This window comes from Stenotrophomonas maltophilia group sp. msm4 (genome assembly GCF_032025605.1).
GTDB lineage: Bacteria > Pseudomonadota > Gammaproteobacteria > Xanthomonadales > Xanthomonadaceae > Stenotrophomonas > Stenotrophomonas sepilia.
On sequence record NZ_JAVSKK010000003.1, the window covers coordinates 1 to 26,528 of the forward strand.

A 26,528-nucleotide genomic window follows, 5' to 3' on the forward strand; every position below is an offset into this window, starting at 1 on the left:
ACCCACCCATACCTTCCACTTGTGGGTGCCGACCGTTGGTCGGCACACCGATCAGATCGGGTTGGCGTCCAGGAACGCGCGGATCTCCGGTACCAGCACTTCGTGCTTGTCTTCCAGCACATAGTGGCCGGCGTCCTCGAAGGCATGCACCTGGGCCTGCGGCAGTGCGGCCTGGAAACCCTTCAGGAAATGATGGTCGAACACGAAGTCACGCAGGCCCCAGCCGAGGAAGGCCGGGCGGTCGGCGAACGAGGGCAGTGCCTTGCCGGCACGCTCCAGCAGCGACCAGGCCTTGTCGGCCGGCGACAGCGGGATGTCCTGCATGAAGCGGATGGTGCTGATGCGGTTGGCCCAGCTGTTATACGGCGACACGTAGGCGCGGCGCACATCGGCCGGCATCTTCCGCTCCACGCCCAGCCACGAGGCACCGGACGAGAACGCGTTGAAGCTGCGGATGATCCACTCGCCGATCTTCCAGTGGCGGCCCAGCGCGATCTGCCACGGCATCTTCTTCGCCGCCGGCATCGGGAAGGCAGCGGTGTTGAGCACGACCAGGCGCTTCACCTGGTCGTGGTGCGACAGCGCCCAGCCGAACCCGATCATGCCGCCCCAGTCGTGCACGGCCAGGGTCACCGGGCCGGTGATGCCCAGGTGCTTCAGCAGCGCATCAAGATCGTCCACGCGCGACTGCAGCGTGTACTCATAGCGGCTGTCGTCCGGCTTGTCCGACAGGCCCATGCCGATGTGGTCCGGCACGATGCAGCGGTAGGTGTCCGACAGGCCGGCCACCAGCGTGCGCCAGTAATAGCTCCACGACGGGTTGCCGTGCACCATCACCACCACCTCGCCATCGCGCGGGCCCTCGTCGAGATAGTTCATCGACAGGCCGGGGCGGACCTCGAAGCGCTGCGGGTGGGCGGGGTAACCGGGAAGATCGCGCATGCGGAGCACCTAAGGAGAGTCGCGGCGCAATGTAGAGCCGAGCCGTTGCTCGGCTGCTCTCCGGTCCGCTGCGGAAGAGCCGCGCTGCGCGCGTGAGCCGAGCATGGCTCGGCTCTACAGGAGGTCGGGCAACGGGCTGCTTACCAGACCACTTCAGCCATCGAGCAGTTCAGGCCCGAGCCAATACCCAGAAGCGCGATGCGATCGCCCTTCTTCAGCTTGCCCAGCTGCTTGAGCTTGCTCAGCACGATCGGCACCGAGGCCGGGCCGATGTTGCCGTGCTCGCCGAAGATGGTCATGACCTTCTTCGGGTCGATGCCGAAGTTCTTGATGAACGCGGCGGTGTGCGGCTGGCTGACCTGGTGGATCACGAACTGGTCCAGCTCCTCCACGGCCCAGCCGAGTGCGATCTTGGCGGCGCTGAAGGTCTTCTGCGCCAGCTTGATGCCTTCGATCAGCAACAGGCGGGTGTCGGTGACCATGCGGTCCAGGTTGCCCAGGCACAGCTGGTTCCACTCGGTGGCCGAGCGGGTCACGCCGCCCTTGTAGCGCGGCGCGTCCGGCACCAGCTCCGCGCGCGCCATCACCATCGCGGCGGCGCCCGACCCGGTGGTCAGCGCGGCCAGCTCGTTGCGGAAGTCGTCGGCGGTGACGTCCGGGGCGGTCATGCGCTCCAGGGTCTTCTCGTACACCAGGTTGGCGGTCTCGCCGTCCACCACCAGCGCGTAGTCGATATCACCGCGCTCGATCATGCGCGCCGCGATGTCCATGCCGTTGATGAAGGCCAGGCAGGCATTGGCGACGTCGAAGGTCATGCATTCGTCGCTGACACCGAGGTTGCCCGACACGATCGAGGCCGTGGACGGCTCCAGGTAGTCGCGGCTGACCGAGGTGTTGACCAGCAGGCCGACCTGGGTCGCGGTGATGCCCGCGTCTTCCAGTGCCTTGCGGCCGGCCATGGTGGCGGCGTCCGACGCCAGCACGCCGTTGTCCCACAGGCGGCGGGCGTGGATGCCGGCGATGTCGCCGAGCACATCGGTGCGGATACCCAGGCGATCCAACGTCGGCTGCAGGCGTTCGTTGATTTCCTTGGTCGTCAGCGTATGCGGTGCGTCGACGTGTGCCAGGCCGGCGATCGAGACATTCTTGAAGAGCATCGAGGTTAGCGCCAAGGCTCAGGCAAAAGGGGGCGCTATTCTATAACCCCCGGGCTTTCACCGCATCTTTACGAATTCAGCCTCGGCCGTATGGTGAAGCGTTCAGCGCGGCGGGCACTGGAACGCGGCGAAGCGCTGGCTGCCATCGGCGGGGGCCGCAGCGGCCTGGACGGCATTGGCACCGGCGCTCGGGGCCTCGTTGCGGGCCAGGGTTTCCAGCTCTTCCTGCACCCGCAGCGGGTTGCGGTTGTAGAAGCCGACCTTGCTCTTCACGGTGACCACCACCTCGCCCTTGGCGATGCAGCCGGCCGGAACCGGCCCTGCCGGCAGCACGCGGGTTGCCTTGCCGGCCGGTTCGATCGGCACCCAGGTACAGGCGGTGACGGTGAGCAGCAGGGAGGAAAGCAGCAGAACGCGCATGGGCAGATCCTGGAAGGGTATGGGGGGATTCTGCCTGAACAGCCTGAATCGGGGGTAGCCGGGGCTCTGACCCCGGATGCATGACGGGGTTGCCGGCCCGGCCGGCACTACCTGGGGAGGCCTGCCCGCCAGGGCGGGCAGGCACATCCCTTATTTCTTGACCGGGTTGCCTTCGGCGTCGATCACCGTCACCTCGCCCAGGTTCAGCGCGCGCACGGCCGCTTCGGTCTGCTTGAGGTCACCCACCACCACCCAGGTCAGGGCCTGCGGCTTGATCTCGGCGGCGGCCTGCTGCACCTGCGCCGGGGTCATCGCCTCGATCTCGGCCTTGCGCCGCAGCACATAGTCGTCCGGGCGCTTGAACTGCACGATCGAACCGATGGTCGACGCCACCGCACTGGCGGTCTCGTAGGCACCGGGCAGGCTCAGGGTCTGGATGTTGCGAATGCGGTTGACCTCGGCAGCGGTGGCCGGCTTGCTGCCATCGGCGAACGCGGCGATTTCCTTGCGCATTTCCGCCAGTGCCGGGCCGGTCTTGTCGATCTGCACCGGCGCGCTGGCCATCCACGGGCGCTGGCCCACCGAATTGACCGCGCTGCTGCGCGCACCGTACGACCAGTGCTTGTCCTCGCGCAGGTTCATGTTCAGGCGCGAGGTGAAGTCGCCGCCGATCACGCCGTTGGCGATGTCGAAGCGGGTCGAGCTGGTGGCGCTGGAAGGTGCCACCACCTGGCCGGCAAACAGGTTGGCCTGTACCGCGCCCGGCTGGTCGATCAGGAACACGCGCGGGCCCTTCGGCAGCGCAACGTCGGTGGCCGCCTTCACCTGCGGGGCCTCGCCACTGGCCTTCCAGTCGCCCAGCTGCTTGTCCAGCAGCGGCACGATCTCGGCCAGGGTGGTGTCGCCGACCACGATCAGGGTGCCGTTCTGCGGGCGCAGCCAGTTGTGGTGGAAGTCGACCAGGTCCTCGCGGGTCAGGCCGTTGATCGCCGCCTCGTCACCGCTACCGGTGAACGGAATGGCATACGGGTGGCCCTTGCCATACAGCAGCGGGGGCAGCACGCGCATCGCCACCGCACCCGGGTTGACCTTCTCCTGCTGGATGCCCGCGATCCAGCTCGCCTTGACCCGGTCGATCTCGCCCTGCTCGAAGCGCGGCTCGCGCAGCAGGTCGCGGTACAGCGCCAGCGACGGCACCAGGTTTTCCTTCAGCGCCGACAGGTCCACGCTCATCGAGTCCAGGCCGGCCGAGGCATCCAGGCTGGCGCCCAGCGCATCCGCGGCGTCGGCGAAGGCCAGCGAGCCCAGCTTGCCGGCGCCTTCGGTCATCAGGCTCATGGTGAAGTTGGCGGTGCCCGGCTTGCGGCCCTGGTCGGCACTGAAGCCGCCCGGGAACTGGTAGCTGAACTGCACCACCGGAATCTCGTGGCGCTCGGCCAGGATCACCTGGGTACCGTTCTTCAGCGTCGCGCGCTGCAGCGCCGGGAACTTCAGCTGCGGGAACTCGCGGGTCTGCGGCACGCCGGCCTTGCGGTCGACCTGCTCGGGCAGGGTGCTGTACTTCGGGTCCACCGCCGGCACGGTGAACGGCTTCGGCGCCTGGCTCGGGTCTTCCTTCAGCGCCACGCGCTCACCCGGCGCGATCACCAGGGTGTGGCTGCCCTTGTCCAGCCACTGCGCGCCGAGCCGGCTCAGATCAGCAGCACTGGCCTTCTCGATGTTGGCCAGCGAGGTACGGAAGCAGCCCGGGTCGCCTGTGAACACCGCACATTCTGCAAGGGCGTCGGCCTTGCCGCCGAAGCCACCGATGCGCTCGATGCCGCGGATGAAGCCGGCGCGGGCACCGGTCTTGGCACGCTCCAGTTCGGCCGCGGTCGGGCCCTGCTTGATCAGCCGGTCCAGTTCCTCGTCGATGATCTTCTCGACCTTGGCCGGGTCCTGGCCCTGCTTGACCGTCGCCATGATCACGAAGTTCGAGCCCAACTGCGAGGTCGACAGGCCCGACGCGATGCTGTCCACCAGCTTGTCCTGGTGCTGCAGGCGCTGGCTCAGGCGCGAAGACTTCGCACCGCCCAGCACCTGCGCAAACAACTGCAGCTGATCGACCTCGGTGGTGCCGACCTGCGGCACGTTCCAGGCGCGGTAGATGCGCGCCTGCGGCACCTTGTCGGTCATCGTCTCGCGCGTGTCGGCACTACGCTTGGCCACGTTCACCGCCGGCTGCGCCATGGTCGGGCCGGCCGGGATGCTGCCGAAGTACCTGGCGACCTTTTCCTTGGCGGTGGCCAGGTCGATGTCGCCAGCCAGCACCAGCACCGCGTTGTTCGGGCCGTACCAGGTACGGAACCAGGTCTTCACGTCATCCAGCGACGCCGCGTTCAGATCGTTCATCGACCCGATCACGCCGTGGTGGTACGGGTGGCCCACCGGGTACAGCGCCTTGTTGAGCTGGTCCCAGGCCTGGCCGTAGGGCTGGTTCTCGCCCTGGCGCTTCTCGTTCTGCACCACGCCACGCTGCTCGTCCAGCGCGGCCTGGTCGATCGCACCGACCAGATGGCCCATGCGGTCCGATTCCATCCACAGCGCCATGTCCAGCGCGGTGGTCGGCACGTTTTCGAAATAGTTGGTGCGATCGGTGTTGGTGGTGCCGTTCTGGTTGGTGGCACCCACCTGCTTGAACGGTTCGAAGAATTCGCCGTCGTGGTTTTCGCTGCCCTGGAACATCAGGTGTTCGAACAGGTGCGCGAAGCCGGTACGGCCAGCCGGCTCGTCCTTGCTGCCCACGTGGTACCAGACGTTGACCGCAACGATCGGCGCCTTGCGATCGGTATGCACGATCACGCGCAGGCCGTTGGGCAGGGTGAACTGCTCGTACGGGATATCGACCTTGGCCGGTGCGGCCGGCTTGGCCGCCAGCGCATGGGAAGGCACAAGCGTGCCCAGGGCGGTGCTGAGGGCGACAGCCAGCAGTGCAGCGCGCGGGCGAAGGGCGAGAGACATATCCGGATCCTTGGTCACGAAGGTGAACCCCGATCCTAGCCTGCGCGCGCGGCGGCCGGAATCGGTCGCCAGTCACTGGGGGTGTTTGCCCAGATGACCATCCAGCCCGACGCCCAGGGGCGCTCTTGAAACGTCACAGACGCCGGCTGAAGGCGTCCGGACAGTGTCCGCGGCTTATCGAATGGACAGGTGTCCGCCCACCGGACACTTTCGGGACCACATAAAAGCCTTGCAAATCAACAACTAAAAGTTGGCACGCGGATTGCTTGGTACTTCGTGCGCCAGGAAGGGCTTCAGACAAAAGCTGACTGAAGACTGAACAAATGCAGGAAATAGAAAATTTCTCTTGCATGCCCAGAATTGGTGTACTACCTTACTACCACACCACTGCTCACCAACACTAAACAGGCCCCGTCATGAACGCCAAGACCATTGCCATCGCCATCGCCCTGATCGCCGGCACCGCGGTTGTTTCGTCGGTGCAGGCCTCCGAATCCATCAAGACCCTGTCCACCGTGCAGGTTCGCCCGGCCGCCGACCAGCTGGCCCAGCAGGCCTGGGAACAGGCCAGCGGCATCCCGACCCTGGCCACCGTGGAAGTGCGCCCGAGCGCCGACCAGCTGGCCGAGCGCAACGGCTACGTCGCCGCCCCGGTCGCCGCCGCGATGCCGATCACCACGCTGGCCTCGGTGGAAGTGCGCCCGAGCCTGGAACAGCGCGTCGCCCTGGCCGCCGAACTGGAAGCCCAGCGCTACGCCGCGACCCTGGCTGCCGCCGCCACCAACGTCGCCAACTCGGTCATCGTCAACCTGCCGGCCCTGCAGGTGCGTCCGAGCGCCGCCGACCTGCAGGCCCTGGCCACCGAAACCGCCCAGGTCCTGCTGCGCCCGTAACCGGTGCCGCCCTGCCCCGCGCAGGGCGTGCGCCGTAAAGGCGGCGGTCGTCGCAGGTACACTGCGCCGATGAATGCCGCGCCCCAGTTCCACGTGATCCTGTTCCAACCGGAAATCCCGCCCAACACGGGCAATGTGATCCGGCTCTGTGCCAACACCGGCGCGCAGCTGCACCTGGTCGAGCCGCTTGGCTTCGCACTGGAAGACAAGCAGCTCAAGCGCGCCGGGCTGGACTACCACGAGTACTCGCGCCTGCAGGTGCACCCCGACCTGGACACCGCGCTGGCGCGGATCGCACCGAATCGGTTGTTCGCACTCAGTACCCGCGCCAGCGTGCGCTACGACAGCGTGGCCTTTGAAGACGGTGATGCGTTCCTGTTCGGCCCGGAAAGCCGTGGCCTGCCGCAGGAGGTGCTCGATGCCCTGCCCGACGGCCGCCGCCTGCGCCTGCCGATGCGGCCGGACAACCGCAGCCTCAATCTTTCCAACACCGTTGCGGTGGTGATGTACGAGGCGTGGCGGCAGCATGGGTTTGCCGGTGGCGCGTAGCGCCACGCGTCTCTCTTCTGCCTGATTGTTGCTGTGGCGGGCGCATGCGTTCATGGGCGTTACTTTTCTTTCCGCGCGGAAAGAAAAGTAACCAAAAGAAACGCGCCGCCGTCTGCGAGCTGGTGCTGCGCACCGGTACCCTGCGCTCCTCGGCCCGCCGGGGGACGGCGCGGAACTCGCTGCGCTCAGACACCCGCGCCTCTTCGCCCCCGCCGGACCTGCGGTGCTCGGCTCGCTTCAAGGCGGACCCGACAGCCGCGCAGTAGATCCATGCCATGCGTGGATGCGTTCCGCCTGGATCAATCAGGGGCGCGCGCCATCGCGTTGTCCGGAACGCGTGCGATTGCCCACAGAAGAAAACTCCAGGCCATCAATATCGGCATGCGCACCGCACATGCCCAAGCCCGTTGCCGTCGGGTCGATCCCGTCGGATGAGACTCTCAGTACACCTGCATGTTTCTCGATAGCCACTGTGCCTGGTTCGGACTGATGAATCAGTTTTCCGCCTTCTGGCTTCATATGCAGCACGAAGGAGCAGACGTGCTGCATCGCCTGGGTACTGTGCAGCTCAACCGTATAGCCCAGTGATTCTTCGACAATCGACAGGCTGTCCCTGAACCCATCGCGGCAACTACGTCCGCTGCCCCGTTCGGTACACAGATCGCTCGCCTGCGAATAACTGCCTGCCCATGCCCCATCCCTGTTGCCTGCCCATGCCATCTGCAGCACGGAGGCTTGGAAGAGCAGCGGGAGGCACAACAGCTGCCTCACAGCGGAATTGTTCTTCATTCAGCTTGCATCTCCGGATAGGCGTCCCTTGCCGCCCACCCTACCCGCAATGCCGGCCAGCGGCCGGCACTACCGATGCACTCAGAACGCGTTGATGCCGGTCAGTTCGCGGCCGATCACCAGCTGGTGCACGGTCTCGGTGCCCTCGTAGGTGATCACCGATTCCAGGTTCAGCGCGTGGCGGATCGCCACGTGCTCGGTGGTGATCCCGGCCCCACCGAGCAGATCGCGACACTCGCGGGCGATGTCAATCGCCATGCGGCAGTTGTTCCACTTGGCCAGGCTGACCTGCTGCGGCTGCAGCTGGCCGGCTTCCTTCAGCCGGCCCAGCTGCAAGGCCAGCAGCTGCGCGGTGGTGATGCGGCGGGCCATCTCGGCCAGCTTGATCTGCGCGCTCTGCGTGGCCGCCAGCGGACGACCAAACAGCACGCGCTCCTTGGCATAGCCCAGCGCTTCATCCAGGCAGGCAATCGCCGCACCGATCGGCCCCCAGCTGATGCCGTAACGGGCCTGGGTCAGGCAGCCCAGCGGCCCCTTCAGGCCCTTCACGTTCGGCAGGCGATGGCTGTCGGGCACGCGCACGTCATCGAAGAACAGCGCGCCGGTCAGCGACGCGCGCAGGCTCATCTTGTGCTTGATCTCCTGCGTCGTGAAGCCGGCCATGCCCTTTTCCAGCACGAAGCCCTGGATGCCGTCTTCGGTCTGTGCCCAGACGATGGCCAGGTCGGCCACCGGGCCGCTGGTGATCCACATCTTGCTGCCGCTGATGCGCCAGTCGCTGCCGTCGCGCACCGCGCGGGTCTTCATGCTGGCCGGGTCGGACCCACCGTGCGCCTCGGTCAGGCCGAAGCAGCCGATCAGTTCGCCGCGTGCCATCGCCGGCAGCCACTGCTGGCGCTGTTCCTCGCTGCCGTACGCGTAGATGGGATACATGCACAGCGAGCTCTGCACCGAAACGAAGCTGCGCAGGCCCGAATCGCCGCGCTCCAGCTCCTGGCAGATCAGGCCATAGCTGACCGCGCCGAGACCACCGCCGCCGTACTCGGTCGGCAGGGTCGCGCCCAGCAGGCCCAACGAGGCGATCTCCGGCACCAGTTCGTCGGGGAAGCGGGCCTGGTCGAAAGCATCGCCGATGATCGGCAGCACGCGCTCGTTGGTGAAGCGGGCGACGCTCTCCTGCACTGCGCGCTCTTCCTCGTTGAGCAGGGAACGGACATCGAACAGATCGTACGGATGCAAAGCCATGGCACTCACGCGCAGTCAGGACCCGGCCATTGTCGGTCATCCGGGCAGAGCGTGCCGACCAAGGTCGGCACCCACCAGAGCTGCAGCACTACGCTGCAATGCAGCAATCGTGGTGTGAACATCGCTGATCTAGCTCGATCACGCGCGTACCGGTACCCTGACACATTCAAACAACCGTTTCGCCCGTGGCCGCACGCGCGATTCCCAGGCACCGCCGGTGGCCCCGATGCCGGCCCTACCCACGAGTCATGCAATCGATGAGCGCTGAAGCCAACGCCCTGCCCCCGCGTGAAGTAATGGAATTCGACGTGGTGATCGTCGGTGCCGGCCCCGCCGGCCTGGCCACCGCGATCCGGCTGCGCCAGCGCGCGATCGAAGCCGGCCGCGAGCTGTCGGTGTGCGTGCTGGAGAAGGGTTCCGAGCCGGGCGCGCACGTGCTGTCCGGCGCGGTGATGGATCCGCGCGCGCTGACCGAGCTGTTCCCGGACTGGGCCGAGCGCGGCGCACCGCTGAAGCAGAAGGTCACCCGCGACGAATTCCTGTTCCTCAGCGAGACCGGCGCGCGCAGCACCCCCAACGCGCTGCTGCCGGAGTGCTTCCACAACGAAGGCAACTACATCATCAGCCTGGGCGAAGTGACCCGCTGGCTGGCGCAACAGGCCGAGGCGCTGGAGGTTGCGATCTTCCCTGGCTTCGCCGCTGCAGAAGTGCTGTACGGCGACAACGGCGAGGTGATCGGCGTGGCCACCGGCGACATGGGCATCGAGAAGGACGGCAGCATCGGTCCGGCCTTCGAGCGTGGGATGGCGCTGCACGCCAAGTACACGATCTTCGCCGAAGGTGCGCGCGGCCACCTCGGCCGCCAGCTGATCGCCCGCTACAAACTGGACGAAGGCAAGGACCCGCAGGCCTACGGCATCGGCATCAAGGAGCTGTGGCAGATCGACCCGGCCAGGCATGAGCCGGGCCTGGTGGTGCATGCGGCTGGCTGGCCGCTGGACAGCGACACCTACGGCGGCGCGTTCCTGTACCACGCCGACGGCGGCAAGGTCGCCATTGGTTACGTGGTCGGCCTGGACTACAGGAACCCGTGGCTGAGCCCGTTCGAGGAGTTCCAGCGTTTCAAGACCCATCCCTCCATCCGCAAGCACCTGGAGGGCGGCACCCGCATCGGTTACGGCGCCCGTGCGATCACCGCCGGCGGCCTGCTGTCGCTTCCGAAGACGGTGTTCCCCGGGGGCGCGCTGGTCGGCTGCGAGGCCGGCTACCTCAACGCCAGCCGCATCAAGGGCAGCCATGCCGCGATCAAGACCGGCATGCTGTGCGCCGACGCCGCGTTCGACGCGCTGGCCGCCGATCGCCAGCACGATGAACTGAGCGCCTACCCGAAGGCGTTCGAAGCCAGCTGGCTGTTCACCGAACTGCAGCAGGCCAAGAACTTCAAGCAGTGGTTCAAGAAGGGCCAGACCGTTGCCACGCTGATGACCGGCGTGGAGCAGTGGCTGCTGCCCAAGCTGGGCGTGCGCAACCCGCCGTGGACCCTGCACCGCACCCAGCCGGACCACGCCTGCCTGGAGCCGGCGTCGCAGCACACCCGCATCGCCTACCCCAAGCCCGATGGCGTGCTGACCTTCGATCGTCTCAGCTCGGTGTTCCTGAGCAGCACCAACCACGACGAGAACCAGCCCAGCCACCTGACGCTGAAGGATCCGAGCATTCCGGTGAAGGTGAATCTGGCCGAGTACGCCGGTCCCGAAGCCCGTTACTGCCCGGCCGGCGTGTACGAGTTCGTCGGCGACGCCGACAACGCGCGCCTGCAGATCAACGCGCAGAACTGCGTGCACTGCAAGACCTGCGACATCAAGGACCCGACCCAGAACATCGTCTGGGTGACCCCGCAGGGCGGCGGCGGCCCGAACTACTCGGGCATGTGATCGCCCCGGGCTGCGGCCACGTGTCGCAGCCCGGCCGCTCCACCGCACCGCTATCCTGCCCGCCCATGCGTGCCTCCCGCCTGCTCACCACCGTTGCCGTGGCCCTGCTTGCCACGGCCTGCCAGCGCCCGCCTGCGGCGCCGGCCACGCCTGAACAGGCCCGGCAGCAGGCCATGCAGCGCGCGTTCGAACTGTGCGCAGGCTGCCACACCGTGCAGCCTGGCGGCATCCACCGCTTCGGCCCCAACCTGCACGGCGTGATCGGCCGTCGCGCCGGCAGCCTGCCCGATTACGGCTATTCCGACGGCATGCGCCGCGCCGACATCACCTGGAGCGCGCAGACCCTGGACGCGTTCCTGCAGTCGCCCACCCACGTGGTGCCCGGCACGCGCATGTACAACGCCTTTCCCAGCGCCGAACGCCGCGCGCTGGTGATCGCCTACCTGCAACAGCAGTCGGCTCAGTGACCCAGTCGCTGCAGCTGGTGCTGCAGGCGCTCCACGAACGCCGTTACAGCGGCGAACACCGGTGCCGGATCGGCCTCGGTCGCATCCTGCAGGCGCTCGACCAGCGCGTTGGCCTGCCCGGCCAGTGCGCTTGCCCCGATCGCCCCCAGACCGCCCGCCTGGCGATGCAGGTGGAGCGCCGCAGTCTCGCGGTCACCGGCCCGCACGGCGCGCTGCACCGCCGCCAGATCACTTTCACTGGCCTGCAGCAGGCTGTCGCGCAGCTGCTCGGCCACGGCGCGCGAGCCATAGCGCTGCTGCAGGGTGGCCAGATCAGGCAGCACTTCAGCGTCGTCGGCGACAGTCTCCTGCACGGGCGCATCGAACGACTGGCCCTGTGCCTGCGGCAGCCAGCGCAGCAGCGCGGTGCGCAGCGTGGCCAGCGACAGCGGCTTGGCCAGCACCTCGTCCATGCCGGCCTCGCGGCAGCGGCGCGCATCGTCGTCCAGCACGCTGGCGGTCAGCGCCAGCACCGTCAGCCGCGGCTGGCCGGTACGGCCCTCGCGCTCGCGCAGCAGGCGGGTGAAACCGAAGCCGTCGAGTACCGGCATGCGGCAGTCGGTAATGACCAGATCGAAGGCCTCCGATGACAAGCGGTCCAGTGCCTGCTGGCCATCGCCCAGCAGCACATGGGGTACGCCCAGCTGCTGCAGCCGCCACGCCATCATCGCCTGGTTGGTCGGGTGATCCTCGATCACCAGCACGCGTGCCTCGCGCAGCGCCGGCGGCAGCAGCGCCGCCTGCTCCTGCTCCGCAACCAGCGCTTCAACGTCACCCCTGCCTGCCTCCACCAGCGCCAGCCGCACCTCGGCGCGGGTGCCCTCGCCCAGCGTGCTGTGCAACTCCAGCTCGCCGCCCATCATCTGCACCAGGCGCTGGCAGATGCTCAGGCCGAGGCCGGTACCACCATGGTCGCGCTGGATGTAGGCACCGGCCTGGGTGAACGGCGCAAACAGGTGCCGCAGCTGTTCCGGTGCGATCCCGGTGCCGGTGTCGGTGACGCTCAGGCACAGCGGCTGGCTGCCGTCTTCGGCGGTCGGGCCCAGTACCTCCAGCTGCAGCCGCACTTCGCCGCGTGCAGTGAACTTGATGGCATTGCTGAGCAGGTTGAACACGATCTGGCGCAGGCGCACGCCATCCACTTCGTGCGCTGCCGCCAGCTGAGGGTCGATCTGCACGTGCAGCTCCAGCCCGCGTGCACTGGCCTGCGCCGACATCAACCGGCACACGCTTTCCAGCAGGGGCCGCAGCGGTTGCGGCACCGGCTCCAGGCGCAGTGCACCCGCTTCCAGCCGCGAGTAATCGAGGATGTCGTCGAGGATCTGCCGCAGCATCTGCGCCGAATCCTCGATCACGCCGAGGATGCGCTGCTGCTCGCTGTCCAGCGGTGAGTGCGCCAGCACCTCCAGCATGCCCAGCACGCCGCTCATCGGCGTACGGATCTCGTGGCTCATCGTGGCCAGGAAACGCGATTTGGCCTCAGCGGCCTGCTCGGCGTCCGCCTTCGCCGCCGCCAGTGCATCGGCCTGCATCCGGGCTTCGCTTACATCCACCCAGTACCCGCTCCAGATCACCGCGCCTTCTTCGGCGGCGTAGGGATGGGCCTGGCTGCGCACCCAGCGCACGCCTTCCCCGTCGCTGCGCAGGCGGAACTCCAGGATCAACGGCGCGAACTGGTGCGCGGCCTGCTCGATGGAATGCAGAATGCGCGCGCGGTCCTCCTGCTCGACGCGTTCCAGCAACACCCTCGCATCCTGTTCGGCCTGCTGCCGGGTGATGCCGAACAACGCAGGCAGGTCGCCGGCGATGAACGGGAAGCTCAGCGTGCCATCGGCATCGCGGCGGGCCTGGTAGACCACCGCCGGCAGGTTGTCGGTCACCTCGGCCAGGCGCTGCTCCAGCTGGCGGCGTCCTGCCACCTCACGGCGCAGCCGCCAATGGCCCACGCCATGCACCAGCAGTGCGGTCAGCAGCACCATCAGCACGGGCACGCCCCACCGCAGCAGATTGCTCCAGTCGACCCCATTGCGGTACTCCACCGCCAGCCAGGCGCTGCGCAGCGCCTCGCGCTTGCGTGGGGTCATCTGCAGCAGCAGGCGATCGAAGGTCGTGGCCAGGGCCGCATGGCGGCGATCCACTGCCAGCGCCAGCTGGTCGTTGAAACCGGCCGGAGCCGAGACCTGCATCCGCCCCGGGAAACGGCTGCGCAGCAAGTGATCGACCACGGCAAGGTTGCCGACATAGGCATCGGCTTCACCCTCGAGCAGGCGCTGCAGCGCCTGCTCGGCACTCCGCGCAGCAATGATCCGGGCCTGCGGCGCCTGCTGCTGCACATAGCCACGCACGCGCTCCGGGTCGGACAGCAGCACGCGCTTGCCCTGCAGGTCGGCCAGCCCCAGCAGCGACTCGCCATCGCTCCTGACCACAATCACGTTCGGCACGCTGATGAAGGGCTGGCTGAACACCCAGTCCGGGCCCAGGTAGCGCGAATCAACGGGTATGCCCATCACCGCCTGCAGTTCACCGCGGCGGGCCTTCTCACGCACCTCGTACCAGTCGTGGCTGTTCTCGACCTTCAGGTTGGCGCCGGCCTGCATCAGGCGCTGCAGGTACTCGCTGGCCAAGCCACTGGGCCGGCCATCCTCGCCGGTGAACGACAGGGGCGCGGCATTCGGCGCGAAACCGATCATCAGCGGCTGCTCCAGCACACGCTTCTCGGCCTGGCTCAGCGCCAGCTGCGCCGATGCCGACCAGTGCGGCGGTGACAACCAGCGTTGTGCGAGGGCATCGCGCTGGGCCTGGCTGGTCGCGGCCAGCGCCAGGTCCAGGGCTTCGGCCAGGGGTTGCTTGCTGTTGGGAATGCCGAAGTGCAACCGTTCAGGGGGCAGGTCGCTTGGCCGCAACAGCGCCACGCCCTGCAGGCGCCGGCTGGCAATCAGCTCGGTGGCGACGAAGGCATTGCCGATGTAGACGTCCGCTTTGTCGTCTCTGACCATCTGCAATGCGCTCAACGTGTCGTTTGCGACAAGCTGGCGGGCACGCGGGAATCGGGCGCGCACCTGCGGACCGGTCAGGAAGTCCTGTTCGATCACCACCCTCAGCCCATCCAGGTCCGGCATGTCGGAGGCACGCAGGTCATCGGGCCGGCCCACCAGTGCGAGCGGCGCCTCACTGTAGGCGGCGGTATAGACCATGCAGCGGGTGCGGTCGGCACTGAGGCCGACATTCATCACCACGTCGATCTCGCCACGACATGCCGCATCCAGCACGGATGTCCAGTCCGGATAGCGGCGCGCCTCGACCTTCACACCGAGCTGGCGAGCAAGATGCGACAGGTAGTCCGGTCCCAGCCCGACCTGCTCGCCATCACGGAGGGACTCGAAGGGCGGCCAGCCGCTGTCATACTGCCCGACAACGATGGTCGGATGCGCCACCAGGTATTCGCGCTGCAACGGGCTGAGCGGCAGCAGGCCAGGGGCCGGCTGTGCCTGGGCCACGGGCAGCGCCAGCACCGCCAGCAGCAGGAGCAGCCCGCGAACAGCCCACCTACGCATCTGCGTCGATCTCCTAGAATCCTGCCAGGGACCGCGATGGTCGCGGTCCGGCGTGCCCGATGGCCATACTAGAGCATGAGCTTGCGCATCATCATCGCAGACGATCACCCCGTGGTCCGTATCGGTACCCGCGCCGTCATCGAGTCGAGCGGCGTCGGCCGCGTGGTCGGCGAGGCCGACAGCGCGCAGGCGCTGATGACCCTGCTCGCCAGCCAGCCCTGTGACCTGCTGGTCACCGACTACTCCATGCCGGGCAGCCCGCAGGCCGACGGCTTCGCCATGATCGGCATGATCCGCCGCCGCCATCCCGACCTGCCCGTGCTGATGCTCAGCGTCTCCAGCAACCTGGCGATCCTGCGCATGGTGCTCGACAGCGGCGTGCTCGGCCTGGTCGACAAGAGTTCGTCGATGGACGAACTGCCACAGGCCATCCAGTCGGTCTACCGCGGCCAGCCCTACATCAGCCGCAGCCTGCGCGAACGGGTGGAGGCGGCCGGCAGCTGGCGCATGCGCGAGGGCGACGGCAAGCCGCTGTCCCCGCGCGAGGTGGAGGTGCTGCGCTTGCTCGGCACCGGCATGACGGTCAAGGAGATTTCGCTGCTGCTGCACAAGAGCGTCAGCACCATCAGCCGGCAGAAGGGCGATGCGATGCTCAAGCTGGGGCTGAAGGGCGATGCCGAATTGTTCGACTATCTGCGTGACGGGAAAATTTGAGACGCGATTCACATAATCGCACCGGCAACAATGCGAGGTCGAAGGAATCGACCGGCGCATGTCCGGCCGCCAGCCGCGTCACCGTGGAGACGCGGGCCGCCAGCGGGCAGAGCCTGGCGCTTCGCCGCGGTGCGGTGCCAGAGCGCGCCTGACGTGCTGCGGCCGCAGCAGGAGACCCCGCAGGAGCAGGCGCGGCAGGCCCAGAAAGCGATGGGCGTCGGACATGCCAACGCCTTGGCAGAGAAGGGAGGGGCCACCTCCGCGGCCCTTTTCCTTTCCGCCAGCTGAGCGGCCGCAGCCGCTTTCAGCCTTGCTTCATGCCGCCTGCCGCTAGATGAATGCGCAAGCCGCTCGGTGCACCAGGCAATGTTCCGGCAATGTTGGAACGCCAGCGTGGACATCACGGCAGCCGGGGCGCCCCGCGCCCTCCCTGCCCAGCGTGGCATGCACCTCACAGGAGAACGAACATGCTCAGTACTTCCACACTCAGCTTCCGTGGTCTGGCGATGGCCCTGGCACTGGTTGCCGGTGTCGCCGTGGCCAGCGATGCCAGCGCGATGTCGAGGAAGGACAAGCGCACCCTGGTCGGCGCCGTGGTCGGTGGCGTGGCCGGCAACCTGCTCTCCAACGGCGACCCTGCGGCCACCGTCGGCGGTGCCGTGGCCGGTGGCGCAATCGGCAATCTGACCACCTCCGACCGCCGCGACCGTCGCTATTACGACAATCGCTACTACGACAACCGCTACGACCGCCGCTACGATCGTGGCTACTACCGCAGCGGCTACTACAACCGTGGCGACGACCGCCGCTGGCAGCGCGAGCGTTACTACGACAACCGCTACTACCACGACCGCGGTCGCCATCGCGGCTGGTAAGCGGCACGGTGGCGTTACCCTGCCGATGGCAGGGACGGGCGGGTCGATGACCCGCCCGTTTGCGTTGGCCGCGCGCATGGCGTTGAATGCGCAGCCTTGGATGTGACTTTCCCCTCTCGGGCTGCGGCATGACGTCTTCCTCCCACCGCGTGCAGGGCCTCAACAACGACGAGGTCGCTGCCGACTGGCCACCGATCAGCGCGGCGGACATCGCGTGGTTGCGGCAGTGCTATCCGCAGCTGCACAGCGGCAGCCAACCGCGCTGGCACAGCCCGCGGCCGTTGTCGGCTGCCGCCATCGTCGATGGCACGCGCGGCGCGGTGTTCATCAAGCGCCATCACCACAGCGTGCGCAACGCGGCCTGCCTGGAAGAAGAACACCGCTTCATCGCCCATCTCGACGCTGCTGGCGTGCCGGTGGCACAGGTGCTGGCAGCGACCGATGGTCACACCGCGGTCGAACACGGCGAATGGACGTTTGAACTGCACGACGTCGGCGTAGGCGACGACCTGTACCGCGACGCGGTGTCGTGGTCGCTGCTGACCGACGTCGCGCAGGCCCGTGAAGCCGGACGCATGCTGGCCCAGCTGCACCGTGCTGCCGACGGCTACCGCGCGCCCCAGCGCAGCACCCATCTGCTGGTCGCGCGCGATGATCTGATCCGCGCCGACGATCCGGTGGCGGCAATCAAGGCAGGGCTGCACGAGCGCCCCGGCCTGGCCCGCTATCTCGAGCGCATTCCGTGGGAAGCGCAGCTGCAGCACGACGTGCTGCCGTGGCACACGGGCCTGGCCGAGCGCCTGCGCGACGAACCACGGCTGTGGGCGCACAACGACTGGCATGTCTCCAACCTGCTGTGGCGCGACGGGCAGGTCAGCACCGTGCTGGATTTCGGCCTGGCCTCGCCCACCAGCGCACTGTTCGACCTGGCCACCGCCATCGAGCGCAACGCCGTGGCATGGCTGGAGCTGGCGCGCGGCATGGAGGCCGTGCGCGTCGATATCGCGCTGGCGTTGCTCGATGGCTACCGCGAGGTGCTGCCGTTGTCGGCGGCACGCGTGCACCTGCTGGCCGACCTGCTGCCGATGGTGCATTTCGACTTCGCACTGTCCGAAGTGGAGTATTTCGAGGGCGTCACCGGCTCGACCGCCAATGCCGACGTGGCGTGGCAGCCCTTCATGCTTGGCCATCCGGCGTGGTTCCATGCCGCCCCGGGGCAGGCACTGCTGCAGGCCCTGCACGCCGCCGCGTGATCCGGTTGACGCAGCGTTGGAGTCAGATCCCTTTCCGCAGGAAAGGGATCTGACCCTGGGTGGCGCTCGCAAATCCGTACCATTTGTAGTGAAATGGTCACCTGAAGCGGGGGTGCCTGGATCTGCCAGGCTGAGAGAGTCCCTTGGAACCTGATCCGGTTTGCACCGGCGTAGGGAGCTTTGAGCCGCAGCCACACCCCCGTCATGGGTCAGTGCACCTGCGCGCCGTCGCTTCGTCTCCCTTGTTGTCCGAAGACGAACCGAATGAACCGCTGCCTGCGCCCCACCCTGCTCTCCCTCGCCCTCTGCGCTGCGCTGCCACTGCACGCCAGCGAGGCCGAGGCATCCCCTGATGCGGCTGCCACCGGCGCCGAGCGCTCGCCGACCGAACTGGCGGCGGTGCGCGTGCAGGCCGGCAAGCCGAAGGCCGATACCTCGCGCGTGAACGCCTTCGGTGGCGGTTCTTGGAAGGACACGCCGGCTTCGGTGAACGTGCTCGAGCGCGACTATCTCGACCGCCGCCAGCTACGTTCGCTGTCCGAGCTGGCCAGCAATGATGCCTCGCTCGGTGATGCCTACGCGCCGGTGGGCTACTACCAGAACATCGCCATCCGCGGCTTCGCCCTGGACGCCGCCACCGGCTACCGCTTCAACGGCCTGTCCATCGCCGGCGAACAGCGCCTGGCGCTGGAGAACGTGCAGTCGGTGGAGATCCTCAAGGGTGAAGCCGGCCTGGCGGCAGGGGTGATGGCGCCGGGCGGCATCATCAACTACATCGGCAAGCGCCCGGCCGAAGTGCGCACCGCCACGCTCGGCACCGATTCGGAAGGCTCGCGCTACGTCGCCATCGATGTCGGCCACTGGATCACCCCGCGCTTCGGCCTGCGCCTGAATGCCGCATGGGATTCCAGCAATTCCTACGTCGAGCATGCCGATGGCCGCCGCAACTTCTACTCGCTGGCCGCCGACTGGCTGATCGGCGAGCGCGGCAAGCTGGAAGTGGATGCCAACTACCAGACCAGCGCGCAGCGCTCGGTGTCCGGCTACCAGCTGCTGGGCGCGCGTGACCTGCCGCGCGGTGTCGACCGCGAGCATCTGCTCGGCTACCAGCCGTGGCAGCGCCCGGTGGATATCGCCAGCACCAACATCACCGCGCTGCACACCTACGACTTCAATGAGGCCTGGCAGTCGCGCGTCTCGGTCGGCCACAGCCGCTCGGTGATCGACGACAACGTCGCCTTCGCCTACGGCTGCTACTACGCCGCGCAATGTGCCGATGGCAGCGTGCCGGGCAACTACTTCGCGCCCAACGGCGACTATGACATCTACGACTACCGCAGCCCGGACGACACCCGCCAGAACCAGCAGGCCCGTGCCGAACTGCGTGGCCGCTTCGAGACCGGCAGCATCGGCCACCAGCTGACCGTCGGTGCCGACTACTTCCGCCGCACCGTGGACAGGCGCCCGAGCGTCAACGAGTACGTCGGCACCAGCAACATCCACGAGGCACCGGTGCCGGTGTTCGCGCCGTCGCCGAAGATGCCGGGCCCCTCCGCACGGCGCCTGGACAGTCGCCAGACCGCGTTCTTCGCGCTGGACCGGATCAGCTTCGGTGACGACTGGCAGTGGCTGGCCGGTGGCCGCTTCGTCCGCCTGGACGAGCGCGCCTACGACAAGCGCGGCATCCCGCAGCGGCACAGCCGCCTGTCGCGCTTCCTGCCACAGACTGCGGTGGTGTGGAAAGCCACCGACCAGCTCAACGCCTACGCCAGTTACGTGCGCGGCATTTCGCTGGGCCAGGAAGCGCCGTTCTGGACCAGCAACGCCGACACCTTCCTGCCGTCGGTACAGTCGCGCCAGCTGGAAGTGGGCGTGAAGTACGTGCCGGTCGAAGCGCTGACCCTGGGTGCGGCGGTGTTCCGCATTTCGCAGCCGTACCAGTACGCCAAGCCCGACAACAGCGATGTGGGTTACACCTTCGTCGAGGAAGGCACGCAGACCCACACCGGCCTGGAGCTGACCGCCAACGGCCAGCTGACCGATGCACTGCAGATCGTGGCCAGCGCCAGCGTGCTGCAGGCGCGCGCGCGCGATACCGGCACGCCCACCTATGAAGGCCATCAGCTGGTGAACGTGCCGAAGGTGCGTGCCAGCGTGCACGTGGCCTATGCACTGCCGTTCGTGCAGGGCCTGGATGTCACTGGCGGCTGGCGCTATGCGGGTGCCAACGTGGCGCGCGCCGACGGCGCCGTGCGCGCGCCGGACTACTCGGTGTTCGATGCCGGCCTGCGTTTCCAGCACCGGCTGCACGAGCGTGCGGTGACCTGGAACCTGTCGGTGGACAACGTGTTCAACCGCTTCTACTGGCGTGACACCGGCAGCAGCGGCGGTGACTACTACCTGTTCCCCGGCGCACCGCGACAGGCGCGCCTGTCGGTGACGTTCGCGCTGTGAACGGCGTCGTGCTCGAGTGGACCGCCGCGCTGTGCAGCGTGCTCGGCGTCTGGCTGATGGCACGGCGCCGGTTGTCTGCATGGCCGGTGGGCCTGCTGTCGGTCACGCTTTATGGCCTGGTGTTCGCCGAGGCCAAGCTGTACTCGGACACGCTGCTGCAGGTCGCCTTCGGTGGCTTCCTGGTCTACGGCTGGCTCAACTGGCGCCAGCACGCCGCCGATGAGGGCAGCATCCGCATCGTGCCACTGGCGCGAGGCAAGCTGCTGCGCGACCTGGCCTTCGGCCTGTGCGGTGGCGTGGCGCTGGGTGCGGCCATGCACACCTTCACCGATGCCGCGCTGCCGTGGCTGGACGCGATGCTGACCGCACTGAGCCTGGTCGGCCAGTGGTGGCAGGCACGCCGCCATGTGGCCTGCTGGTGGGTGTGGATCGCGGTGGACGTGGTCTATGTGGGTGCGTACCTGTTCAAGTCGCTGCATGTGACTGCCGCGCTGTACGTGTTCTTCCTCGGCCTGGCCGTGTTCGGCCTGCGCGCATGGAGCGCGGCCGCGCGCGAACCGCAGGTGGCGCCGGTTCGTTGATGCGGATGGCCGGGCTGTGCGCTGGCCATCCACAGTAGAGCCACGCCATGCGTGGCTGAAGGGTCACCGGTAGGCCCATCCACGCATGGCGTGGATCTACCGGTCAAGCACCAGACCCAATCGCAGCGGTTGGCGCATGTCGGCCGGCGGAGCCGCCTGCAACGGCGCGGCCTGCAACGTCACGCGCAGGTCCGCATCCACCTCGCGGTCACCCAGGCTGTCGAACTCCAGCTTCGAGATGCGGCCGTCCGCCGCAATCCACAGGCTCACCGGCAGCGGCGTGGGTGTATCCGGGTGTGCACGCAGCCACTCCACCACGCGCTGCGCCTGCGGGTCCTGTTCCTGCTGCAGGCGCTGCTGCAGCTGGCCACCCACGGCGGCGGCGTAGGCCATCCAGTGCGCAGGGGCTTCGTGTGCGGACGCCGCGGCACTCCCCAGTGCCAGTGTGCCGAACACCGCAGCCAGACGCCGCCACCAGCGGCGGATGCCGGTCCTGTTCCCTGCCATGGCCATCGCCTGCCTCCTGCGCTCCCATCCAGCGCGCCATGGTCGGCGCCATAGATGACAGGCAGATGGCGGGCCGTGATGGCCCGGCGCGATCACTCGCCCAGGTCGGCCAGCACCTTGCGCGAGGGCGCGAAGAAGGTCACGCCGGTGGTGGCGGTGGAGAAGTCGAGGATGCGGTCGTGCAGCGGCGCAGGATTGCCGATGAACATGCGCTCGAGCATCTTCTCGATCACCCACAGGCGGCGCGTGTAGCCGATGAAGTAGGTGCCGTACTCGCCGCGCCCCGGGTTGGCGAACGGCATGTTGTCGCGCAGGATTTCGTGCTCGCCGTCGGCGTCTTCGATGGTGCACAGCGTCTTGTGCGATTTCTGCGCATCGGCCGGCGCATCATCCAGCTCGATGTTGTCGTGCTTGGTGCGGCCGATGATCGCCTCCTGCGCCTCGGTCTTCTGCGCGCGCCAGGCATCGAGGTTGTGCAGGTACTTCTGCACCACCACGTAGCTGCCGCCGGCATGCTCCGGGTCTTCATCGCCAACAATGGTGGCTTCCGGCAGCGACAGTCCTTCCGGGTTGGCGGTGCCGTCGACGAAGTCCAGCAGATCGCGGCCATCGAAGTAGCGGAAGCCGGCCACGTCATCGACCGCTTCCACCGCATCACCGAAGGCCATCAGCAGGTTGCGCTCGAACGCCACGATCAGGTCCATGGTACGTGCGCGGATGTGGTACAGCAGGTCACCGGGCGTGGCCACAGCGGTGTGGGTCGCGCCCTTGATCTCGCGGAACGGCTTCAGCTCGCGTGGCGGCGTGGAGCCCAACAGCGGCTGCCACACGCGATGGCCGATGGCCACGTTGCAGGTGAAGGTGCGCTCGATCTCGCGGATGGCGGTGTTCTTGATCAGGTCATCGGTGCTGGCCAGCACCTCGCGTGCCTTGGCGATCGACGCCTCGTCATTCTTCACCTTCAGCACCAGAAACGCCGCCGAATGGGTAAGCGGTGCGGTGATCTGCTGCGGCTCGTTGTCGAGCGTGTGGTTGAGGGCGGTGATCGGTGCGGGCTGGGAATTCACGGCAGTTCCTGCTGGCTTGAGGCGGGTGCATCGTCAATGGCGACGTGCCGGGATCATAGCGGAACCGCCTGACCGGCGACGGAGCGTTTCTCGTTCCGTCCTGCGAGCAGCACCGTGCATTCCCGCGCTACATGGAACTGCTGCGGCCCTGCACTCTCCGGACGCACACAAAAGAAGAAGCCCGGCGCGAGGCCGGGCTTCGGTTGGCGTGTGGGAGAGAGAGAGAGTCACACGCCAGCACAACACGCTCTAACGACGGGCGTTTGTTACCAGGTGAAGCGCGGGCCCACGAACCACTCGCGGTCGCCGGCCTTGGCCAGCTTCACTTCGCCACTCAGGCCCCAGTTCTGGTTGAACTTGGCGGTGGCGCCGACGCGGCCGTAGAACTCGCCGTCCGGGTTGATGCCGTGCTTCTTGGTGTAGTCCTCGTAGCCGGCCATCACGTAGCCTTCCACGTACGGGTTGAACGCGGTGCGCACGCCGACTTCGGTGGAGTAGCCGTTGAAGTCCAGGCCGTGCTTCATGTCGAACTTCTGGTACGCGACACGGGCGACCAGGTCGGTGTTCGGTGCGATGCCGTAGTTGTAGCCGGCACCGATGCGCCACTGGTCGACGTCATTCTTGAACGTGTCGGTCTCCTGGGCGCTGTAGTCGCCGAAGATGTGGAAGTTCGGGTGCACCGCCACGGAACCCTTCACCTTCCAGCCATCGGCGTCGCCGCCCTTGGCATCGGTGTTCACGTAGCCGCCTTCAACGTAGTTGTACGACAGGCCATCGGTTGCCGATGCAGCGAACGGCAGGGCAGCCAGAAGGCCCAGGGCGAGCAGCGAATTCTTGTTCATCGGGACACACCTTTAATTATTTTGGTTTCGTCGGCCGACTCCCGGGAGGGGGAGAGAGAGGAGGCGGTCGACAGGTGTGAATTATCCGTTAGGGGGTCTAATCGACCCTGAATATTGAACTGACTGGTGTATAAATAAGGCTGGCGTTCAGGGAACTCCTCATGCCGCACGCATCAGTCGCGTCACTGCTGTTTCCGCTTCATGCCCGGCGCACAGTGCGGGCTTTGCTGCTCTTCGCCCTGCCGATGATGCTGCAGGTAGCCAACGCAGCCGAGCGTACCCGCCCTTCCGGGCGCATCGTGATTCAGACCGACGATGTCACGCGCTTCTTCAGCGTGCTGGATGCAAGCGGAGGGAAGCCGAATGCCGACGATCTGCAGCGCGGCTATCTGCATGCGGGTACGGATGCACTACGCAGCTTCACTGACAGCCGTATCGGCTCGATGGATCGTCTTGCAGATGCGATCCAGCGCAGACCTGCGCTGTTTGCCAAAGCCCGTACCTGTGCGACGGCACTGCCGGAGATCCGCGAGCGGGTTGCCAAGGCACTCGATCGGTTGGGCACGCTGTTTCCCTCCGCACGTTTTCCGCCGGTCACCGTGCTGGTGGGTCGGGGAAACAGCGGCGGTGTCACCACGCCCGACGGCGTGGTGATCGGACTGGAGGCACTGTGCCACGCCGACTGGATGCAGCCCGACATCGGCGATCGATTCGTGCACCTGATCGCCCATGAGTACGTGCACGTGCAGCAGCCCGGTGCGAGCGTCGATGTCGCGCAGCCCACCCTGCTCTATCAGACGTTGCTTGAAGGCGGCGCCGAGTACGTGGGCGAACTGATCTCGGGGCAACCGGCCAACGCGCATCTGCGTCGTTGGACGCAGGGCCGCGAATGCGCCCTGGAACGCCAGTTCGCCCGGGACAGCGCTGGTACTGATCTGTCGCAATGGCTCTACAACGGAGCGGGCGACGAAACGCGCCGCGGCGATCTTGGCTACTGGATCGGCTACCGCATTGCCGCTGACTACGTTGCCCGCGCCGATGACAAAGCTGGTGCCGTCGCCACGCTGCTGACGGTGCGTCCGGAAAGTGCGCCGGCGTTGTTCGCCGCAAGTGAATGGCGCCCGGCGTGTGGGCCAGTGGAAAACGGGTAGGAATGAAGCCGTCTTCAGGCTGATGAATTGGGCGATTCGAGCAACCGCAAGGCCATCGCCTCTGTGCACATCAGCTCGCCTGATCTCACTCGTTAAGCTTTGCTGATGAACATATTTCACAACCCTTCCACGTCTTCCAACTTCAGCTGAAAGCGCTTGTCAGCGTGGGGAACAAACGCCGCTATATTCCAGCTTCCCCAGACGAAGGAGGGAGTGCAATGAACCTGAACCCGCAACACATGAAGACGGCCCGCGCACTTGCTGTAGCGCTCATCGCCACCGTGAGCCTTGGCGCTTGTGCCACCTACAAGGACGAGTTCGCAACCATCAACTCGCGCCTCGATCAGCTCGATGTAAAGGTGCAGGGCGCTGCACAGAGTGCCGAGTCCGCCAACCAGTCGGCACAGCAGGCCAACCAGCGCCTGGACCAGATCGAAGGCCGCGTGCAGCAGCTTGAAAGGGCACCCGTCGGACGCAAGCCGCGCGGCTGATCGCTCCCTCACCGTTTGAATTGATCCACCTCTGTATCGGGAACCAGTGGCCCTCGCCGGCCACTGGCCTCCTTCCACCAGGATTGCATTGCCAGGAGCCGTCCCATTCGTACCTCCTCCTCCCCTGCACGCCGCGCCTTCCATGCCGCTCTGGCCATGGCACTGGCCGTTGCATGCAGCGGCGCAGCCAACGCCAGGGACAAGGACGCACCCGCAGCACTGGCGGCCGCCGTTGATGAACTTCCGCCCGACCAGAGCGTCTCCGAAACAGTGATCGAGCTGGCCGGCTGGGTGGTCGCCAGCAAGGACAATCAGGGTTATCCGTTCGCGATCATGGACAAGGCCGCGGCGCAGGTCCTGGTCTTCGGCGGCGACGGCAAGCTGCGCGGCGCCGCGCCGGCGCTGTTCGGTTCGGCCATCGGCGATCATTCCGCACCCGGCGTCGCCAAGCTTGCCCTGAGCGCGATTCCCGGCCACGACCGCACCACGCCTGCGGGCCGCTTCATCGGCGCCTATGGCCCCTCCGACGATGCCGGGCGCGTGCTGTGGGTGGACTATGATTCCGCCGTGTCGATGCATCCGCTGCCGCCGGGCACCCCGAAGGAAAAGCGCGCCGAACGACTGGCGACGCCGACGCCGGACGACAACCGCGTCACCCACGGCTGCATCAACGTCTCGCCGGCGTTCTACGAGCAGATCGTGCACTCCACGTTCGAGAAGGGCGGCGTGTTCTACATCCTGCCGGACAAGGATTCGATCGCGAAGACGTTCCCGGCGTTCGCGCAGAGCCGTGGCGATGCAAAGGACGAGAACAGCAAGGGCGCGCAGCGCGCGAGCAGGTAGCGCGCGTACTGGAACTCAGGAAGCCGTAGCCCCTGCAGCCCGCGCCAATGCCGCGGCGTGCGCGTCGCCCTTCCGCTCGCTGTAGCGGTCCACCAGGTAGTCCGACCGGCCCCGCGTCAGCAGCGTGAACTTCACCAGTTCCTCCATCACGTCCACCACCCGGTCGTAGTACGGCGAGGGTTTCATCCGGCCGTCGTCATCGAATTCCTGCCAGGCCTTGGCCACCGACGACTGGTTGGGGATGGTCAGCATGCGCATCCAGCGGCCGAGCACGCGCAACGTGTTGACGGTGTTGAACGACTGCGAGCCGCCGCTCACCTGCATCACCGCCAGCGTCCTGCCCTGCGTCGGCCGCACGCTGCCATCTTCCAGCGGCAACCAGTCGATCTGGTTCTTGAACACGCCGGTGACCGTGCCATGCCGCTCGGGGCTGACCCAGACCTGCCCTTCCGACCACTGTGACCATTCGCGCAGTCGCCGCACTTCGGGGTGATTCCTGTCCACGCTGTCCAGCATCGGCAGCGCATGCGGATCGAACACCCGGGTATCGCACCCCAGGTGGCGCAGCAGCCGCTCGGCTTCCAGCGCCAGCTTGCGGCTGAACGACTGGGGCCGCAGCGAGCCGTAGAGCAGGAGAATGCGTGGCGGCCCCAGATCTGCCGCGGCGAGCTGGTGATGATCGGGCTGGGGCAATGACGATTCCGCCAGGTTGGGCAGGTCCGGGCTTGTGATTGGCGCACTCATTCGACTATTCTAGAAAT

Annotated in this window: 23 protein-coding genes and 1 riboswitch; of the genes, 12 read left to right on the forward strand and 11 right to left on the reverse strand. The window is 67.0% G+C overall.

Going from position 1 to position 26,528, the window contains the following annotated elements; translation table 11 throughout:
• Window positions 1–51: 51 nt before the first annotated feature.
• From ROV93_RS14320 to ROV93_RS14335, 4 genes are all read right to left on the reverse strand, one after another.
• A complete protein-coding gene (locus ROV93_RS14320; RefSeq protein WP_072167325.1) occupies window positions 52–942 on the reverse strand; it encodes an alpha/beta fold hydrolase in 891 nt (296 codons plus the stop codon).
• Window positions 943–1,082: 140 nt separating this feature from the next.
• Complete coding sequence (locus tag ROV93_RS14325; RefSeq protein WP_005420782.1) at window positions 1,083–2,099, reverse strand: 3-oxoacyl-ACP synthase III; 1,017 nt, start codon at window positions 2,097–2,099, stop codon at window positions 1,083–1,085.
• A 102-nt stretch (window positions 2,100–2,201) separates the two neighbouring features.
• Complete coding sequence (locus ROV93_RS14330; RefSeq protein ID WP_005407628.1) at window positions 2,202–2,519, reverse strand: DUF4156 domain-containing protein; 318 nt, start codon at window positions 2,517–2,519, stop codon at window positions 2,202–2,204.
• A gap of 150 nt (window positions 2,520–2,669) precedes the next feature.
• Window positions 2,670–5,519 carry a pitrilysin family protein gene (locus tag ROV93_RS14335; RefSeq protein ID WP_072167326.1) on the reverse strand — a complete coding sequence of 950 codons (2,850 nt, stop codon included), beginning with the start codon at window positions 5,517–5,519 and terminating at the stop codon, window positions 2,670–2,672.
• A 416-nt stretch (window positions 5,520–5,935) separates the two neighbouring features.
• On the opposite strand from ROV93_RS14335, the gene ROV93_RS14340 reads away from it, so the two are divergent.
• Both ROV93_RS14340 and ROV93_RS14345 read left to right on the forward strand, forming a co-directional pair.
• Window positions 5,936–6,412: a hypothetical protein gene (locus tag ROV93_RS14340; protein WP_014035556.1), complete on the forward strand. Its 477-nt coding sequence runs from the start codon at window positions 5,936–5,938 to the stop codon at window positions 6,410–6,412.
• A gap of 69 nt (window positions 6,413–6,481) precedes the next feature.
• Window positions 6,482–6,961 (forward strand): tRNA (cytidine(34)-2'-O)-methyltransferase, encoded by a 480-nt coding sequence (locus tag ROV93_RS14345; RefSeq protein ID WP_005420795.1) that lies wholly within the window; start codon window positions 6,482–6,484, stop codon window positions 6,959–6,961.
• A gap of 303 nt (window positions 6,962–7,264) precedes the next feature.
• Here ROV93_RS14345 and ROV93_RS14350 read toward each other — a convergent pair whose 3' ends face one another.
• Entirely contained in the window at window positions 7,265–7,750 is a 486-nt protein-coding gene (locus ROV93_RS14350) for a hypothetical protein (protein ID WP_141653562.1), read from the reverse strand.
• 81 nt (window positions 7,751–7,831) lie between these two features.
• Window positions 7,832–8,995, reverse strand: coding sequence for an acyl-CoA dehydrogenase family protein (locus ROV93_RS14355; RefSeq protein ID WP_024956299.1), 1,164 nt, complete (start codon window positions 8,993–8,995; stop codon window positions 7,832–7,834).
• Window positions 8,996–9,252: 257 nt separating this feature from the next.
• Between ROV93_RS14355 and ROV93_RS14360 the strand changes: the two genes are divergently transcribed.
• Together ROV93_RS14360 and ROV93_RS14365 are read left to right on the forward strand one after the other, a co-directional pair.
• On the forward strand, window positions 9,253–10,929 hold the full coding sequence (locus tag ROV93_RS14360; protein WP_061479353.1) for an electron transfer flavoprotein-ubiquinone oxidoreductase: 1,677 nt from the start codon (window positions 9,253–9,255) through the stop codon (window positions 10,927–10,929).
• Between the two features lie 65 nt (window positions 10,930–10,994).
• Complete coding sequence (locus ROV93_RS14365) at window positions 10,995–11,396, forward strand: c-type cytochrome (RefSeq protein WP_053497753.1); 402 nt, start codon at window positions 10,995–10,997, stop codon at window positions 11,394–11,396.
• Here ROV93_RS14365 and ROV93_RS14370 read toward each other — a convergent pair.
• On the reverse strand, window positions 11,390–14,989 hold the full coding sequence (locus ROV93_RS14370) for a transporter substrate-binding domain-containing protein (RefSeq protein ID WP_072167327.1): 3,600 nt from the start codon (window positions 14,987–14,989) through the stop codon (window positions 11,390–11,392). The genes ROV93_RS14365 and ROV93_RS14370 overlap by 7 nt on opposite strands.
• A 75-nt stretch (window positions 14,990–15,064) precedes the next feature.
• Here ROV93_RS14370 and ROV93_RS14375 point away from each other — a divergent pair, with 75 nt between their 5' ends.
• The 5 genes from ROV93_RS14375 to pnuC all read left to right on the forward strand — a co-directional run bounded on the left by ROV93_RS14375 (window position 15,065) and on the right by pnuC (window position 20,866).
• On the forward strand, window positions 15,065–15,703 hold the full coding sequence (locus ROV93_RS14375) for a response regulator transcription factor (protein WP_005420808.1): 639 nt from the start codon (window positions 15,065–15,067) through the stop codon (window positions 15,701–15,703).
• 467 nt (window positions 15,704–16,170) lie between these two features.
• Complete coding sequence (locus ROV93_RS14380; protein ID WP_088496698.1) at window positions 16,171–16,578, forward strand: glycine zipper 2TM domain-containing protein; 408 nt, start codon at window positions 16,171–16,173, stop codon at window positions 16,576–16,578.
• 128 nt (window positions 16,579–16,706) lie between these two features.
• Window positions 16,707–17,831, forward strand: coding sequence for a phosphotransferase (locus ROV93_RS14385; RefSeq protein WP_072167329.1), 1,125 nt, complete (start codon window positions 16,707–16,709; stop codon window positions 17,829–17,831).
• A gap of 98 nt (window positions 17,832–17,929) precedes the next feature.
• Window positions 17,930–18,025: riboswitch (TPP riboswitch) on the forward strand.
• A 70-nt stretch (window positions 18,026–18,095) separates the two neighbouring features.
• Complete coding sequence (locus ROV93_RS14390; RefSeq protein ID WP_072167330.1) at window positions 18,096–20,285, forward strand: TonB-dependent siderophore receptor; 2,190 nt, start codon at window positions 18,096–18,098, stop codon at window positions 20,283–20,285.
• An 8-nt stretch (window positions 20,286–20,293) separates the two neighbouring features.
• Entirely contained in the window at window positions 20,294–20,866 is a 573-nt protein-coding gene (gene pnuC, locus ROV93_RS14395; RefSeq protein ID WP_072167431.1) for a nicotinamide riboside transporter PnuC, read from the forward strand.
• A 96-nt stretch (window positions 20,867–20,962) separates the two neighbouring features.
• Here the strand turns inward: pnuC and ROV93_RS14400 are convergent, their stop codons facing one another.
• From ROV93_RS14400 to ROV93_RS14410, 3 genes are all read right to left on the reverse strand, one after another.
• Window positions 20,963–21,379 carry a hypothetical protein gene (locus ROV93_RS14400; RefSeq protein ID WP_072167331.1) on the reverse strand — a complete coding sequence of 139 codons (417 nt, stop codon included), beginning with the start codon at window positions 21,377–21,379 and terminating at the stop codon, window positions 20,963–20,965.
• An 86-nt stretch (window positions 21,380–21,465) separates the two neighbouring features.
• The gene (locus ROV93_RS14405; protein WP_312540243.1) at window positions 21,466–22,440 is read right to left on the reverse strand and encodes a Dyp-type peroxidase; all 975 of its coding nucleotides are present in this window, start codon (window positions 22,438–22,440) and stop codon (window positions 21,466–21,468) included.
• 266 nt (window positions 22,441–22,706) lie between these two features.
• Window positions 22,707–23,282 carry an Ax21 family protein gene (locus tag ROV93_RS14410; RefSeq protein WP_049465985.1) on the reverse strand — a complete coding sequence of 192 codons (576 nt, stop codon included), beginning with the start codon at window positions 23,280–23,282 and terminating at the stop codon, window positions 22,707–22,709.
• A 161-nt stretch (window positions 23,283–23,443) separates the two neighbouring features.
• Here ROV93_RS14410 and ROV93_RS14415 point away from each other — a divergent pair, with 161 nt between their 5' ends.
• From ROV93_RS14415 to ROV93_RS14425, 3 genes are all read left to right on the forward strand, one after another.
• A complete protein-coding gene (locus ROV93_RS14415) occupies window positions 23,444–24,433 on the forward strand; it encodes a DUF2268 domain-containing putative Zn-dependent protease (RefSeq protein ID WP_194434023.1) in 990 nt (329 codons plus the stop codon).
• 218 nt (window positions 24,434–24,651) lie between these two features.
• Window positions 24,652–24,924: a hypothetical protein gene (locus ROV93_RS14420; RefSeq protein WP_005420910.1), complete on the forward strand. Its 273-nt coding sequence runs from the start codon at window positions 24,652–24,654 to the stop codon at window positions 24,922–24,924.
• Window positions 24,925–25,080: 156 nt separating this feature from the next.
• A complete protein-coding gene (locus ROV93_RS14425) occupies window positions 25,081–25,767 on the forward strand; it encodes a hypothetical protein (RefSeq protein WP_072167344.1) in 687 nt (228 codons plus the stop codon).
• Between the two features lie 15 nt (window positions 25,768–25,782).
• On the opposite strand, the gene arsH is transcribed toward ROV93_RS14425, so the two are convergent.
• Window positions 25,783–26,511 (reverse strand): arsenical resistance protein ArsH, encoded by a 729-nt coding sequence (arsH, locus tag ROV93_RS14430; RefSeq protein WP_072167345.1) that lies wholly within the window; start codon window positions 26,509–26,511, stop codon window positions 25,783–25,785.
• Window positions 26,512–26,528: the final 17 nt, after the last annotated feature.